Raw genomic sequence first — 14,720 nt, 5'->3', positions numbered from 1 at the left:
GTATTTTGTCGGTGAACGGAGCGAACCCGCTTCGTGACGCACAGGACCGGCGGCTCCCGCGCATCGCGGGGCCGTCCGGCCTGGTCATTTTCGGCGTTACGGGTGACCTGTCGCGCAAGAAGCTGATGCCCGCCGTCTACGACCTGGCGAACCGCGGCCTGCTGCCGCCGGGCTTCTCCCTGATCGGCTTCGCCCGCCGCGAGTGGCAGGACGAGGACTTCGCCAAGGAGGTGCACGACGCTGTCAAGCAGCACTCCCGCACCCCCTTCCGCGAAGAGGTCTGGCAGCAGTTGGTGCAGGGCTGCCGGTTCGTCCAGGGCGATTTCGACGACGACGCGGCCTTCGAGACCCTCAAGGCCACGATCGAGGAACTCGACAAGGCACAGGGGACGGGCGGCAACTTCGCCTTCTACCTCTCCGTGCCCCCGAAGTTCTTCCCCAAGGTGGTCCAGCAGCTCAAGGACCACGGTCTGGCACAGAAGGAAGGCTCCTGGCGGCGCGCCGTCATCGAGAAGCCCTTCGGCCACAACCTCAAGAGCGCGGAAGAGCTCAACAAGGTCGTCCACGAGGTCTTCCCCCGTGACGAGGTCTTCCGGATCGACCACTACCTCGGCAAGGAGACCGTCCAGAACATCCTGGCGCTCCGCTTCGCCAACACCATGTTCGAGCCGATCTGGAACCGGTCGTACGTCGACCACGTGCAGATCACCATGGCGGAGGACATCGGCATCGGTGGCCGGGCCGGCTACTACGACGGCATCGGCGCCGCGCGCGACGTCATCCAGAACCACCTGCTCCAGCTGCTGGCGCTGACCGCGATGGAGGAGCCGGGCTCCTTCCATCCCAAGGCGCTGGTGGCCGAGAAGCTCAAGGTGCTCACCGCCGTGGAGCTGCCCGAGGACCTGGGCAAGCACACCGTGCGCGGCCAGTACTCGGCGGCCTGGCAGGGTGGCGAGAAGGTCGTCGGGTACCTCGAAGAGGACGGCATCGACCCCAAGTCGAAGACCGACACCTACGCGGCCATCCGCCTGGAGATCAACAACCGCCGCTGGGCGGGCGTCCCCTTCTACCTGCGGACGGGCAAGCGCCTGGGCCGCCGGGTGACCGAGATCGCCGTGGTCTTCAAGCGGGCGCCGTACCTGCCGTTCGAGTCGGGCGCGACCGAGGAGCTGGGGCAGAACGCCCTGGTCATCCGGGTCCAGCCGGACGAGGGCGTGACCGTCCGCTTCGGCTCCAAGGTGCCGGGCACCTCCATGGAGGTCCGGGACGTCACGATGGACTTCGCCTACGGCGAGTCCTTCACCGAGTCCAGCCCCGAGGCGTACGAGCGGCTCATCCTCGACGTCCTCCTCGGCGACGCGAACCTCTTCCCGCGTCACCAGGAAGTCGAGCTGTCCTGGAACATCCTCGACCCGATCGAGGAGTACTGGGACAAGCACGGCAAGCCCGCGCAGTACCCGGCGGGCACCTGGGGGCCGGTCGAGGCGGACGAGATGCTCGCACGAGACGGACGGAGCTGGCGCCGGCCATGAAGATCGACCTCACGGAGACCACCTCCAGCAAGATCAACGCCGCGTTGGTGCAGGCGCGCCGGGACATCGGCACGCCGGCCATCGGCATGGTCCTCACGCTGGTGATCGTGACCGACGAGGAGAACGCGTACGACGCGCTCAAGTCGGCGAACGACGCGTCCCACGAACACCCCTCGCGGATCGTCGTCGTGGTCAAGCGGGTCAGCCGTTCCCCGCGCAGCCGCCGTGACGCCCGCCTCGACGCGGAGATCCGCGTCGGGGCGGACGCCGGCAGCGGGGAGACGGTCGTGCTCCGCCTGCACGGCGAACTGGTCGACCACGCCCAGTCGGTGGTGCTCCCGCTCCTGCTGCCCGACGCCCCCGTGGTCGTCTGGTGGCCGGAGGGTGCTCCCGCGGACCTGGCGGGCGACCCGCTGGGCGCGCTGGGACAGCGCCGGATCACCGACACCTACTCCTCGGAGAAGCCCATCGCCGCGCTCGGCGAGCGGGCGGCGGCGTACGCGCCGGGTGACACCGACCTGTCCTGGACCCGGATCACCCCGTGGCGTTCGATGCTGGCCGCCGCGCTGGACCAGCAGGGCCTGTCGGCCGTCGCCTCGGCGACCGTCGAGGGCGAGGACGAGAACCCGAGCTGCGAGCTGCTGGCCATGTGGCTGGCGGACCGTCTCGGGGTGCCGGTCCACCGCGCCCTCTCCGGCGGGCCGGGGCTGACCGCCGTACGGCTGGAGACCAAGGACGGCTCGATCGTCCTGGACCGGGCGGACGGCGCGCTGGCGACGCTGTGCATGCCGGGGCAGCCCGACCGTGCGGTGGCTCTCAAGCGCCGGGACACGGCCGAGCTGCTGGCGGAGGAGCTGCGCCGGCTGGACCCGGACAACACCTACGAGGCCTCGCTGAAGTTCGGCGTGGCCCGCCTGGAGGCGGCCGCCCCGGCCGCCGCCGCGGCTCCGGCCGAGGCGGAGCCCGAGGCCGAGGCTCCGGCCGAGGCCCCGGCCCCGGCCAAGCCCGCCGCCAAGCCGGCGGCGAAGAAGGCCCCGGCCAAGTAGCGGTACCGGTGAAGGGCGGAGCGGCTCCCCGCCCCGCCCTTCATCCGTCCCCCGGTGCTCCGCCCCGGACCGGAACCACCGCACGACCCGAACTACCAAGAAGGCGGCAGCACATGGGTATGACGACTCCCCAGGTCGTCGTCCACCGGGACAAGGAGCTGATGGCCCAGGCCACGGCGGCCCGGCTCATCACGAAGATCGTGGACGCGCAGGCCGCCCGTGGCAGCGCCTCCGTGGTCCTGACCGGCGGCCGCAACGGCAACGGCCTGCTCGCGGCCCTCTCCGTCGCCCCCGCCCGGGACGCGGTCGACTGGTCCCGCATCGACCTCTGGTGGGGCGACGAGCGCTACGTCCCCGCCGACGACCCCGAGCGCAACCACGTGCAGGCCCGTGAGGCCCTCCTGGACTCCGTCCCGGTGGATCCCGCGCGGGTGCACGTCATGCCCGCCTCCGACGGCCCGTACGGGGTGGACGTGGACGCCGCCGCGGCCGCCTACGCGGCGGAGCTGGAGCGGGCCTCCGGGCCGGAGGACCACGGTCCGGTCCCCACCTTCGACGTGCTGATGCTGGGCGTCGGCCCGGACACGCACGTGGCCTCGCTGTTCCCGGAACACCCGGCGACCCGGGAGACCGAGCGCACCGTCGTCGGCGTGCACGGCGCCCCGAAGCCCCCGCCCACCCGGGTCTCCCTGACCCTCCCGGCGATCCGCGCGGCCCGCGAGGTGTGGCTGCTGGCGGCCGGCGAGGACAAGGCCGCGGCGGTGGCCGTCGCGCTCGGCGGCGCGGGCGGGGTCCAGGCCCCTGCCGCGCAGGCCTACGGCCGCAGCCGCACGCTGTGGCTGCTGGACCGGGCGGCGGCGGCCAAGCTGCCGGCCGGGCTGTACTCCCCGGCGTCCTGAACGGGCGAAAGCGCCCCGCACCGGTCGGTGCGGGGCGCTTTCGCGTTCACGCCGGAGGGCTCAGCGGCCGCGCAGTTCCCGGTACCTGGCCACGAGCGCCCGCGTCGAGGGGTCGAGGCCCGCCACATCGGCCCCCTCCACCAGTGCGGGCTCCAGCCGCTTGGCGAGGACCTTGCCGAGCTCGACGCCCCATTGGTCGAAGGAGTCGATGTTCCACACGGCGCCCTGGACGAACACCTTGTGCTCGTAGAGGGCGATGAGCTGCCCCAGTACCGACGGGGTCAGCTCGCGGGCGAGGATCGTCGTCGTCGGGTGGTTGCCCCGGAAGGTCTTGTGCGGGACGAGCTCCTCGGCGACGCCCTCCGCGCGCACCTCCTCCGGCGTCTTGCCGAAGGCCAGGGCCTGCGTCTGGGCGAAGAAGTTGGCCATCAGCAGGTCGTGCTGGGCCACCAGGCCGGGGAGGAGGCCGTCCACCGGTCGGGCGAAGCCGATGAAGTCCGCCGGGATCAGCTTCGTGCCCTGGTGGATCAACTGGTAGTACGCGTGCTGCCCGTTGGTGCCGGGGGTGCCCCACACGACCGGGCCGGTCTGCCAGTCGACGGGGTCGCCGTTGCGGTCGACCGACTTGCCGTTGGACTCCATGTCGAGCTGCTGGAGGTAGGCCGTGAACCGCGACAGGTAGTGGCTGTACGGCAGGACCGCATGGGACTGCGCGTCGTGGAAGTTGCCGTACCAGATCCCCAACAGCCCCATCAGCAGCGGCGCGTTCTCCTCCGGCGGCGCCGTGCGGAAGTGCTCGTCCATCAGGTGGAAGCCGTCCAGCAGCTGCCGGAAGTGGTCCGGGCCGATGGCGATCATCAGGGAGAGCCCGATGGCCGAGTCGAAGGAGTAGCGGCCGCCGACCCAGTCCCAGAACCCGAACATGTTGGCCGTGTCGATGCCGAACTCGGCGACCTTCTCCTCGTTGGTCGACAGCGCCACGAAGTGGCGGGCGACGGCCTCTTCACCGGCCCCCAACTCCGTGAGCAGCCAGTCCCGCGCCGAGGTGGCGTTGGTGATGGTCTCGATGGTGGTGAAGGTCTTCGAGGCGATGATGAAGAGCGTCTCGGCCGGGTCCAGGTCGCGCACGGCCTCGTGCAGGTCCGCGCCGTCGACGTTGGAGACGAAACGCATCGTCAGGTCGCGGTCGCTGAAGGCCCGCAGGGCCTCGTACGCCATCGCCGGGCCGAGGTCGGAGCCGCCGATGCCGATGTTGACGACGTTCTTGATGCGCTTGCCGGTGTGGCCCGTCCACTCCCCCGACCGGACCCGGTCGGAGAAGGCCGCCATCTTGCGCAGGACCGAGTGCACCTCCGGGACGACGTCCTCGCCGTCGACCTTCACGACGGCACTCTCCGGGGCGCGCAGCGCGGTGTGCAGGACCGCCCGGTCCTCGGTGATGTTGATCTTCTCGCCGCGGAACATGGCGTCGCGCAGTTCGGCGACGCCGGTCGCCGCGGCCAGTTCGCGCAGCAGCGCGAGCGTCTCGTCGGTGACGAGGTGCTTCGCGTAGTCGATGTGCAGGTCCCCGGCCGCCAGGGTGTACTTGGTGCCGCGCTCCGGGTCCGCCTCGAACAGCTCCCGCAGATGCGTCTGCCCCAGCTCTTCACGGTGCTTGCCGAGCGCGTTCCACTGCGGCGTCCGGTCAAGCCTCGTACGGCTGTCTGCATTCATCTCGGACATCAACCCACTTCTTCCGTCCTGTTGTGCCCCGCCGCCTCCAAACCTAAGGGATCCGAGGGGGGACAACGGACAAAAAGGGGCCCGGCCCGCGGGATTCGCTCTCCCACGGGCCGGGCCCCGAGTCACTCTCAAGGGTGGTGCCGGTTGTCGCCGGTCCTCAGATCTCGCCGCGGAGCTTGGCGAGGGCCTCGGCGAGGATGGCCTCGCCGTCGGCGTCGGTGCGGCGTTCCCGTACGTACGCGAGGTGCGTCTTGTACGGCTCGGTGCGCGGCGGCGCGGGCGGGTTGTCCCGGTCCTGGCCGGCCGGGAACCCGCAGCGCGGGCAGTCCCAGGTGTCCGGCACCTGTGCGTCGCTGGCGAAGCTCGGCTGCGTCTCGTGCCCGTTCGAGCACCAGAAGGAGATGCGCAGGCGGGGCGCGGATTCACCGCGCTCGGCCTCGCCCATCGGCCCGGCTCCGACCCGACTTCCACGAATCGCGTTGCCACTTGCCACGGTCGTAACTCCCTGCGTGATGGTGCCGCGGAGCGAGAGGGGATGTCCGCTGCGGGCGCCCCAGTCTACGGAAGGCCCAACGCGCGTCCACTAACCGGAGTTACTCGCTCCAGCCGTGGACACAGGACCTCATGATAGGCGGGGCGGAGCCGACGGGACCGGCACAATGGCCAGAACGGTCAGCTGCTCGACTTCGTGAGCAGGCCGAGCGTCACGATGCAGGCGAACCACAGGAGCCCGATCACGACGGTGATGCGGTCGAGGTTGCGCTCTGCCACGGAGGAGCCGCCGACCGAGGACTGCATGCCGCCGCCGAACATGTCGGACAGACCGCCACCCTTGCCCTTGTGCATCAGCACGAGCAGCATCAGCAGGGCGCTGAAGACGACCAGGGCGATCGAGAACCCCATAATCACGGCTGATTCCTACTTTCTGGGCATTCTGGGCTTTCAGGTTTTACCGGGCCTGCGACGCCCGCGGGGGCCAGCGGCTGCCGATCGCAGCCCCCTGGCCCCCGCAAGGGTACGACGGATCCGCCCTACCGCATACTCACCGGTCGCTTCACTGGTCGCGGAAGCGGACGATCTTGACGAACTCGTCCACGTCCAGCGCCGCGCCGCCGATCAGGGCGCCGTCGACGTCGGGCTGCGCCATGATCGCGGCGATGTTGCCGGACTTCACGGAGCCGCCGTACTGGATGCGGACCTTGTCGGCCAGCTCCTGGGAGTACAGCTCCGCGAGGCGGCCGCGGATCGCACCGCAGACCTCCTGGGCGTCCTCGGGGGTGGCGACCTCGCCGGTCCCGATGGCCCAGACGGGCTCGTACGCGATCACGATGGACTCGGCCTGCTCGGCCGGGACGTCCTTGAGACCGCCGTCGACCTGGGCCAGCGTGTGCGCGACCTGGCCGCCGGCCTTGCGGACGTCCAGGCCCTCGCCGACGCACAGGATCGGGGTGAGCCCGTGCTTGTAGGCGGCCTTGACCTTGGCGTTGCAGACCTCGTCGCCCTCGCCGTGGTACTGGCGGCGCTCGCTGTGGCCGACGGCCACGAAGGTGCAGCCGAGCTTCGCGAGCATCGGGCCGGAGATCTCGCCGGTGTAGGCGCCGGAGTCGTGCGCCGAGATGTCCTGGGCGCCGTACTTGATCTTCAGCTTGTCGGCGTCGACCAGGGTCTGGACCGAGCGCAGGTCGACGAAGGGCGGGAGCACCGCCACGTCGACGGCGTCGTAGTCCTTGTCGGCGAGCGAGAAGGCGATCTTCTGGGTGTGGGCGATGGCCTCAAGGTGGTTGAGGTTCATCTTCCAGTTGCCCGCCATCAGCGGGGTACGGCCGTTGGCAGCAGCAGTCATAGGGGTTCAGCCCTCCAGGGCGGCGAGGCCGGGGAGCGTCTTGCCCTCGAGGTATTCGAGGCTGGCGCCACCACCGGTGGAAATGTGACCGAAGGCGTTCTCGTCGAAGCCCAGGATGCGGACCGCGGCAGCGCTGTCGCCGCCACCGACGACGGTGAAGGCGTTGCTGTCGACGAGGGCCTGCGCGACGGCCTTGGTGCCGTTCGCGTAGTCGGGGTGCTCGAAGACGCCGACCGGGCCGTTCCAGAACACGGTCTCGGCATCGACGATCTTCGACGCGTAGAGCTCACGCGTCTTGGGGCCGATGTCGAGGCCCTCCTTGTCGGCAGGGATCTTGTCCGCGTCGACGGTCTCGAAGTCGGCCGGGGCCTTGGTCTTCAGGTCGGGGAAGTCCCCGGAGACGAGGACGTCGACCGGCAGGACCAGCTCGACGCCGTTCTTCTCGGCGCGCTCCATGTACTCCGTGACCTTGTCCAGCTGGTCTTCCTGGAGCAGGGAGATGCCGACCTCGTAGCCCTTGGCCTTGAGGAAGGTGTACGCCATGCCGCCGCCGATGAGGAGGCGGTCGGCCTTGCCGAGGAGCTCGTCGATGACGGCGAGCTTGTCGGAGACCTTGGCGCCGCCCAGGACGACCACGTACGGGCGCTTGACCTCGGCGGTGAGCTTCTTCAGGACGCCGACCTCGGTGGCGATCAGGTACCCGGCGACGTGCGGGAGGCGCGCGGGCAGGTCGAATACCGAGGCGTGCTTGCGGTGGACGGCGCCGAAGCCGTCGCCGACGTAGACGTCGGCCAGCTCGGCGAGCCGGTCCGCGAAGGCGCCGCGCTCGGCGTCGTCCTTCGCGGTCTCACCGGCGTTGAAGCGCAGGTTCTCGATGACCGCGACCCGGCCGTCGGCGAGGGCGGCGACGGTCTCCTTGGCGGAGGAGCCGACCGTGTCGGTGGCGAACGCGACGTCCGCGCCGAGCAGTTCACCGAGCCGCTTGGCGGCCGGGGCCAGCGAGAAGGCCGGGTCCGGGGCGCCCTTGGGGCGGCCCAGGTGCGAGGCCACGATCACGCGGGCGCCGGCTTCGGCGAGCTTCGCGATCGTCGGCTGGACGGCGCGGATGCGGCCGTCGTCGGTGATCTCACCGTTCGCGAGCGGCACGTTGAGGTCGGCGCGGACGAAGACCCGCTTGCCGGTGACGCCCTCGGCGAGCAGTTCGTCGATCGTCTTCATGTGTTTCCTACTCCTTAGGAGACCTTCACCCGGAGGGCGAGGACGGGAGGGCCAGGCAAGCCACAGGGCCCGAACGGCGCCTCATCGCGCCGAGCGGACCCTGTGCTCACATGGTGGTGCCTTGCCCTACGTTTTAGAGCTGACCGCCAACGAAGACGGTGAGGTCGACGAGGCGGTTGGAGTAGCCCCACTCGTTGTCGTACCAGCCGATGACCTTGACGCTCTTGCCCTGGACCATGGTCAGGGAGGAGTCGAAGGTGCAGGAGGCCGGCCAGTTCACGATGTCGGAGGAGACGATCGCGTCCTCGGTGTAGTCGAGGATGCCCTTCAGCTGGCCCTCGGCGGCCTTCTGGAAGGCGGTGTTGACCTCGTCCTTGGTCACCTCGCGTTCCAGCTCGATGACCAGGTCGGTCACGGAACCGGTGGGGACCGGGACGCGCATCGCGATGCCGTCGAGCTTGCCCGCGAGCTCCGGGATGACCAGGGCGGTGGCCTTGGCGGCACCGGTGGTGGTCGGGATGATGTTCTCGGCGGCGGCACGGGCGCGGCGCAGGTCCGAGTGCGGGAAGTCCAGGATGCGCTGGTCGTTCGTGTAGGCGTGGACCGTGGTCATCATGCCCTTGACGATGCCGAAGTTCTCCAGGAGGACCTTGGCCATCGGCGCCACGCAGTTGGTGGTGCAGGAGGCGTTGGAGATGACGTGGTGGTTGGCCGCGTCGTACTTGTCCTGGTTGACACCCATCACGATCGTGATGTCCTCGTCCTTGGCCGGAGCCGAGATGAGGACCTTCTTCGCGCCGGCGGCAAGGTGCTTGGAGGCGTCGGCCTTCTTCGTGAAGATGCCGGTCGACTCGATGACGATGTCGGCACCCAGCTCGCCCCAGGGGAGGTTCGCGGGGTCGCGCTCGGCGAAGGTCTTGAAGGTGTTGCCGCCCACCGTGATGGTGTCGGCGGTGTGGGAGACCTCGGCCTTGAGGCGGCCCAGGATGGTGTCGTACTTGAGCAGGTGCACCAGGGTGGCGTTGTCAGTCAGGTCGTTGACACCGACGATCTCGATGTCCGCTCCCTGCTCCAGGAGCGCCCGGAAGTAGTTGCGGCCAATGCGGCCAAAACCATTGATGCCTACGCGGATCGTCACGAACCGATCTCCTCGTTGGTACGCCGGCCTGTCCGCCGGCGAGCTGTATGGGATGTCCCCGACCGCTTACGACCCTACCTCTCCGTGAGCTTGGGAGTGACATCGACGGGAGCCGGACACGCCCCGAGGCCCTGTACCAGACGCGCCGGCACGGGACCTCGGGGACCTCGGGCCCCGTCACGCACTGTGATCGGGGGTGGGGCCGCAGGTCAGTGGTTCAGCGAGCGAAGTGCCTTGCCCAGGAGTACGGCACGGTCCGCCGCGGCCGGCACGTGCTCCAGGCCGAAGCCGAGGAGCACCGTGTCACGCGTAGTGACCGCCGCGTAGGACTTGAACAGTTCGCCCGACCTGGACCAATCGCCCGGAACATCGGGACTTCCGGCAGGTGCGCCCTGCGCCGTCCACGCACCGAGCGAGCTCTCGAAGCCCTCGACGGCCTGGTCGGTCCCGCCCAGGGAGACCCGGGCCTCGTCCGCGAAGACACCGCGGCCGCCCGAACCCGGGTCGGTGACGTAGGAGAGCGAGACCTCGACGGTCTTGCCCGCGTAGGCGCTCAGGTCGAAGGAGACCTGCTTCCAGCCGCCCGAGGATCCGGTGAAGCTGTTCCACGCCCCGCTGGTGCCGCTCGGTGAGCAACCGCCGCCGTTCAGGGTGAGGTAGTGGCGCAGGAAGGGGTGGTCGTTGACGAGGAATCCGGCCTCGCACTCCGCCGGGACTGTGGTGGAGCTCAGCCCGCCCGAGTCCGGGAGTGTGGTCCAGTCCTCGCCTCCGGCGGTACGGGCCTCCAGGACGGCGTGGTCGTAGCCCTCCTCGGTGTTCCAGTTGAGGGCCATCTTCAGCTGCGGCCGCTCCGCGGCGGTGACCTTGGTGAGGTCGACGGTCCGCGTGAGGCGCTTCCAGTCGTCGTCCTCGTGGGTGGCCGCGGCCATCCCGCTGCCCGCGTACGGGGCGTACGGGTTCACGACCCCGGCGTACTGGCCCGCCTGCGCGCTCTTGAACTGCGGGAACTGCGCCGCCGGCAGGCTGTCGGAGGTGACGGTGTAGGCGCCGGGGGCGTCGAGCGGGTTGCCCGCCGCGCCGGCCAGGCCGCCCTTGACGCCTGCGAGTGAGCCCGCGCCGGTGAAGCCGGTGGGGCCGGAGACGCCCGCCCGCCCGTAGGCGCCGAGGTAGTACTGGCTGAAGTCGTCCGTCAGGGCGCGGCCGACCTGGGCCCGGCCGCCCGCCAGTTCACCGGCCTCGATCAGCTTGCCGCCCTCGTTGAGGAAGTCGCGCACGGCCAGCTGCGTCTCGCCGCCGGGCGCCTTGGCCCCGGTGTAGTGGACGGCGGTGGAGAAGTGCGAGAGCACCCCGAGGTGGTGGGGGACTCCCTGGGTGGCCACGTCCCAGACGGCGGCCGACTTCCCGTTGGCGCGCAGCGCGTCCACGTAGGTCTGGGCCTGCTGGGCCTTCGCGCCCTCCTCCGCGATCACCAGGACGTCCGCGCGGGCGCGCTGCGCCACGGTGTACGTGAAGTGCTCGCTGGAGACCTGCTTGTCGGAACGGTCGCGGCCGGTGAACCACACCTCGACCTTGTCGCCGGGCCCGGCCCCGTCCACCTTGGCCCGGTACTCGTCGAACCAGTTGTTGTCCTCGCCGCCGTAGACGTCACCGCCCTTCCAGGCCTTGAGTGCGTCGTCGTGCGTGCGGCCGCCGTTGATCCGGAAGTTGAGCCGCTTGTCCTTCAGGGCCTTGCGGGCGGTGACCGCGACCGTCTGGTCCTCGCCCCGCTCCACGTAGGAGGTGGTGAAGGGGTCGGGGGTGAAGTCGGCGGCGCTCAGGCCCACGGAGGAGGAGGGCTGGTCCGGGTGCGCGGCGCTCTCGCCGACGGACAGTGCGAAGGGGACGTTCTTGGCGAACTCCTGCTGGATCAGCTTCTCGTCGTCCGGGAAGTTGAATCCGGAGGCGCAGTCCTCGGGCTTCCACCGGTCGTTCGGGTCGATCGCCGAGGCCGTCTGGCAGGTGGTCATCTCCGGCGTGAACATCATGACGCCGTTGACGTTGGCCGCGTGGCCGTCCGCCTCGCCGTTGGTCGTGTACAGCTCGGAGGAGAGCTGCGGGTAGTAACCGGGGACGGCGGACTTCTCGGGGGTGCCGGCGAGCGCCTTGTAGGCGACGTCGTCGGGGGTCGGGGTGGCCACCTGCCAGCCCACTCCGTAGAGCAGCAGCTCGGAGGCCGAGTGGTAGTTGATGGCGTACCGGAAGCCGATGCGCTTCTCGAAGGCGTCCAGGGCCCTGGTCTCGGGCTCGGAGGAGGCGCTCGGGCCGCGGTAGGTCTCGCTGGAGAGGCTCGGGGAGGAACCCTCGTTGTCGTAGCCCCACTTGTAGGAGAAGTTCCGGTTGAGGTCCACGCCGTCCACGGCCGTGATCTTGCCGTCGCCGTTGTTGTCGTGGAGGTTCTTGCGCCACAGCCGGGCGCTGTCGGCCGTGAACGTGTAGTCGTAGCCGTCGGGGTTGGCGGAGAGCAGGAACCACAGCTCGGTGGAGTCCACGAGCTTGGTGATCCGCGGGTCCTTGCCGTACTCGTCCAGCGTGTGGTGCATCAGCCGCCGGGTCATCTCGGGGGTGATCCACTCACGGGCGTGCTGGTTGGACATGTAGAGCACGGACGGCTTGTCGCCGTCCTTGGCCTTCTTCGCGTCCTTGCTGACCTTGAGGGCGAGGATGTCCTTGCCCTGGACGGTCTTGCCGATGGAGACGACCTTGGTGAGCCCGGGGTTCTGCTGCGCGGTCCGCAGGATCTCCTCCTGGAGGCCGCCCTTGCCGCTGTACGGGCGGAAGACCCCGTCCCCGGCGGCCTTGGCACGGGCCAGCGCCTGGGCGGGGACCTTGCGCTCGGCGAGTTTGACGCCCTGGGCGGCGAGTCCCGCGGCCTGGTCCCCCGTGAGGAAGAGCTCGACCTTGGCGGTCCCGGTCTGCGGGGCGCGTTCGGCGAGCTCGTGGGCGTCCTGGCCGGCGGCCAGGACGAGCGGGACCTGTTCCTTGGTGATGTCGGCGTCGTAGACCCGCACCTCGTCGGCGCCGGACGCGGTGCCGGACGCGGGCTGGGCGTGGGCCGCCACGGGTAGCGCGGCGAGTGTGGTTCCGAAGACGAGTGCGCTTGCGGCGAGGATCGATCTCGCGCGTTGCCTCATGTGCCCCCCTGGGCGTCGTCTGCCACGAAAGCGTGCGGACGCCAGGCTCACGACCGGCCCGTGCTCATGTCAATGGGGCGTACCGAGAAGGGGCCCGCACGAGTGAGCGTGCGGGCCCCTGCCGGACCACGTGCGGACGTACGGGTCAGCCGGCCATGTTGTCGGCCAGCTCCTCGCTGAGGTCCAGGTTGGACTCGGTGCCCGGGATGCCCAGGTCCTGCGCCCGCTTGTCGGCCATGGCGAGCAGGCGGCGGATCCGGCCGGCGACGGCGTCCTTGGTCAGCGGCGGGTCGGCGAGCGCGCCCAGCTCCTCCAGGGAGGCCTGCTTGTGCTCCATGCGCAGCCGGCCGGCCGCGGCGAGGTGCTCGGGAACCTCCTCGCCGAGGATCTCCAGCGCGCGCTGCACCCGGGCTCCGGCGGCCACCGCGGCCCGCGCCGAGCGGCGCAGGTTGGCGTCGTCGAAGTTGGCGAGGCGGTTGGCGGTGGCACGCACCTCGCGCCGCATCCGCCGCTCCTCCCAGGCGAGCACCGACTCGTGGGCGCCGAGCCGGGTCAGCAGGGCGCCGATCGCGTCACCGTCACGGACGACGACGCGGTCCACCCCGCGCACCTCGCGCGCCTTGGCGGCGATGGAGAGCCGGCGGGCGGCACCCACCAGGGCCAGGGCGGCCTCGGGGCCGGGGCAGGTGACCTCCAAGGAGGAGGACCGGCCCGGCTCGGTGAGGGAGCCGTGGGCCAGGAAGGCACCGCGCCAGGCCGCCTCCGCGTCACAGGTGGCCCCGGAGACCACCTGCGGGGGAAGGCCCCGGATCGGGCGGCCGCGGCCGTCCACGAGGCCCGTCTGGCGTGCCAGCTGGTCCCCGCCCGCGACGACCCGGACGACGAAGCGGCTGCCCCGGCGCAGTCCGCCCGGGGCCATCACCACCAGGTCGGAGGAGTGGCCGAAGATCTCCAGGATGTCCTTGCGGAGCCGGCGGGCGGCGATGCCCGTGTCCAGTTCGGCCTCGATGACGATGCGGCCGCTCACCAGGTGCAGCCCGCCCGCGAACCGAAGGATCGCCGAGACCTCCGCCTTCCTGCAGCAGGTCCGGGTGACGGGGAGGCGGGAGATCTCATCCTTCACCGCGGGCGTCATCGCCATGGGCCGATCCTTCCATGCATCCGAAAAATACGGTCGTACGCGGCGGCCAGCAGCTCCGGGTCGTGCTTCGGAGAGCCGTCCTGCCTGGCCACGGGGGCCAGCTCGACCGCGGCACCGAACCGTTTCGCGGCATCGGCGAGGGACTCGCGGTCGGGCACGGCGGCCTCGTCGGCCAGCACCACGTCCAGGGCGAGTTTAGGGGCGTGTCGGGCCAAAACCTCCAAATGACGCTGCGGAGAGAAGCCCTCTGTTTCGCCGGGCTGCGGTGCGAGGTTCAACGAGAGGACCCGCCGGGCCTTCGTCTCCATCAGCGCGTCGAGCAGTTCCGGCACCAGCAGGTGCGGAATGACCGAGGAGAACCAGGACCCCGGGCCGAGCACCACCCAGTCCGCGTCCAGCACGGCGGCGACCGCCTCCGGCACGGCCGGCGGTCCGGCGGGGACGACCTGGACCGAGAGCACCTCGCCCGGCGTCAGGGCCACCGTGGCCTGCCCCCGTACGGTGTCCACGTCCTCCGGACGCGCCGGATCATGGCCCTTGACCAGCGCCTGGAGTTCCAGCGGCACCGCCGACATCGGCAGCACCCGGCCCTGCGCGCCCAGCAGCTTCCCGACCAGGTCGAGGGCCTGGACGGGGTCGCCGAGCTGCTCCCACAGGGCGACGATCAGCAGGTTGCCGACCGCGTGCTCGTGGAGATCGCCGGCCGACTGGAACCGGTGCTGGATCACGCGTGCCCAGGTCTGGCCCCAGTCGTCGTCCCCGCACAGCGCGGCCAGCGCCTTGCGCAGGTCGCCGGGGGGCAGCACGCCCAGCTCCTCCCGGAGCCGGCCGCTGGAGCCGCCGTCGTCGGCGACGGTGACCACGGCCGTGAGCTCGCCGTCACCGGTGATCCGGCGCAGGGCCGCGAGGGAGGCCGACAGGCCCATGCCGCCGCCGAGGGCGACGACCTTGGGCGCGGCGACCTTGGCCGCGGCCGCGCCGCGGCGGCCGGGGCGCGCCGCCGCGCCGTCC

At 70.6% G+C, this 14,720-nt stretch carries 12 protein-coding genes; 3 read left to right on the top strand and 9 right to left on the bottom strand.

Features of this window, described 5'->3' with window-relative positions:
- Positions 1–2: 2 nt before the first annotated feature.
- The 3 genes from zwf (at position 3) to pgl (ending at position 3,477) form a co-directional block, all read left to right on the top strand.
- A complete protein-coding gene (zwf, locus tag AB4039_RS28650; protein WP_266841553.1) occupies positions 3–1,532 on the top strand; it encodes a glucose-6-phosphate dehydrogenase in 1,530 nt (509 codons plus the stop codon).
- Positions 1,529–2,578 carry a glucose-6-phosphate dehydrogenase assembly protein OpcA gene (gene opcA / locus AB4039_RS28645; RefSeq protein ID WP_266838407.1) on the top strand — a complete coding sequence of 350 codons (1,050 nt, stop codon included), beginning with the start codon at positions 1,529–1,531 and terminating at the stop codon, positions 2,576–2,578. The genes zwf and opcA overlap by 4 nt, the downstream gene beginning before the upstream one ends.
- A gap of 119 nt (positions 2,579–2,697) precedes the next feature.
- Positions 2,698–3,477, top strand: coding sequence for a 6-phosphogluconolactonase (gene pgl, locus AB4039_RS28640; protein ID WP_266838408.1), 780 nt, complete (start codon positions 2,698–2,700; stop codon positions 3,475–3,477).
- Positions 3,478–3,537: 60 nt separating this feature from the next.
- Here pgl and pgi read toward each other — a convergent pair whose 3' ends face one another.
- The 9 genes from pgi to AB4039_RS28595 form a co-directional block, all read right to left on the bottom strand.
- Positions 3,538–5,190, bottom strand: coding sequence for a glucose-6-phosphate isomerase (gene pgi / locus AB4039_RS28635; protein WP_266841554.1), 1,653 nt, complete (start codon positions 5,188–5,190; stop codon positions 3,538–3,540).
- 166 nt (positions 5,191–5,356) lie between these two features.
- Positions 5,357–5,692, bottom strand: coding sequence for an RNA polymerase-binding protein RbpA (locus AB4039_RS28630; protein ID WP_007263454.1), 336 nt, complete (start codon positions 5,690–5,692; stop codon positions 5,357–5,359).
- 179 nt (positions 5,693–5,871) lie between these two features.
- Positions 5,872–6,102 (bottom strand): preprotein translocase subunit SecG, encoded by a 231-nt coding sequence (gene secG, locus AB4039_RS28625; protein ID WP_266841556.1) that lies wholly within the window; start codon positions 6,100–6,102, stop codon positions 5,872–5,874.
- Between the two features lie 151 nt (positions 6,103–6,253).
- Positions 6,254–7,042: a triose-phosphate isomerase gene (gene tpiA, locus AB4039_RS28620; RefSeq protein WP_266838409.1), complete on the bottom strand. Its 789-nt coding sequence runs from the start codon at positions 7,040–7,042 to the stop codon at positions 6,254–6,256.
- A 6-nt stretch (positions 7,043–7,048) separates the two neighbouring features.
- Positions 7,049–8,260, bottom strand: coding sequence for a phosphoglycerate kinase (locus AB4039_RS28615; protein WP_266838410.1), 1,212 nt, complete (start codon positions 8,258–8,260; stop codon positions 7,049–7,051).
- Between the two features lie 133 nt (positions 8,261–8,393).
- The gene (gene gap / locus AB4039_RS28610) at positions 8,394–9,398 is read right to left on the bottom strand and encodes a type I glyceraldehyde-3-phosphate dehydrogenase (RefSeq protein ID WP_030237192.1); all 1,005 of its coding nucleotides are present in this window, start codon (positions 9,396–9,398) and stop codon (positions 8,394–8,396) included.
- Positions 9,399–9,607: 209 nt separating this feature from the next.
- Positions 9,608–12,568 carry a M14 family zinc carboxypeptidase gene (locus AB4039_RS28605; protein ID WP_442272155.1) on the bottom strand — a complete coding sequence of 987 codons (2,961 nt, stop codon included), beginning with the start codon at positions 12,566–12,568 and terminating at the stop codon, positions 9,608–9,610.
- A 145-nt stretch (positions 12,569–12,713) separates the two neighbouring features.
- Positions 12,714–13,709 carry a DNA-binding protein WhiA gene (gene whiA, locus AB4039_RS28600; protein ID WP_030237199.1) on the bottom strand — a complete coding sequence of 332 codons (996 nt, stop codon included), beginning with the start codon at positions 13,707–13,709 and terminating at the stop codon, positions 12,714–12,716.
- The coding region (locus AB4039_RS28595; protein ID WP_442272154.1) for a gluconeogenesis factor YvcK family protein at positions 13,700–14,720 on the bottom strand (1,021 nt) is incomplete at its 5' end. The genes whiA and AB4039_RS28595, both read right to left, overlap by 10 nt.

The organism is Streptomyces sp. M-16 (assembly GCF_052114405.1).
GTDB lineage: Bacteria > Actinomycetota > Actinomycetes > Streptomycetales > Streptomycetaceae > Streptomyces.
Note: the sequence above shows the minus strand (reverse complement) of the source record. Positions and strands in the feature narration are given on the sequence as shown.

What these genes read in the sequence shown, in the direction of transcription:
- opcA (WP_266838407.1), top strand. Translation starts at nt 1,529, where the DNA reads ATGAAGATCGACCTCACGGAGACCACCTCCAGCAAGATCAACGCCGCG.
- pgl (WP_266838408.1), top strand. Translation starts at nt 2,698, where the DNA reads ATGACGACTCCCCAGGTCGTCGTCCACCGGGACAAGGAGCTGATGGCC.
- pgi (WP_266841554.1), bottom strand. Translation starts at nt 5,190, where the DNA reads ATGAATGCAGACAGCCGTACGAGGCTTGACCGGACGCCGCAGTGGAAC.
- secG (WP_266841556.1), bottom strand. Translation starts at nt 6,102, where the DNA reads ATGGGGTTCTCGATCGCCCTGGTCGTCTTCAGCGCCCTGCTGATGCTG.
- tpiA (WP_266838409.1), bottom strand. Translation starts at nt 7,042, where the DNA reads ATGACTGCTGCTGCCAACGGCCGTACCCCGCTGATGGCGGGCAACTGG.
- AB4039_RS28615 (WP_266838410.1), bottom strand. Translation starts at nt 8,260, where the DNA reads ATGAAGACGATCGACGAACTGCTCGCCGAGGGCGTCACCGGCAAGCGG.
- AB4039_RS28605 (WP_442272155.1), bottom strand. Translation starts at nt 12,568, where the DNA reads ATGAGGCAACGCGCGAGATCGATCCTCGCCGCAAGCGCACTCGTCTTC.
- whiA (WP_030237199.1), bottom strand. Translation starts at nt 13,709, where the DNA reads ATGGCGATGACGCCCGCGGTGAAGGATGAGATCTCCCGCCTCCCCGTC.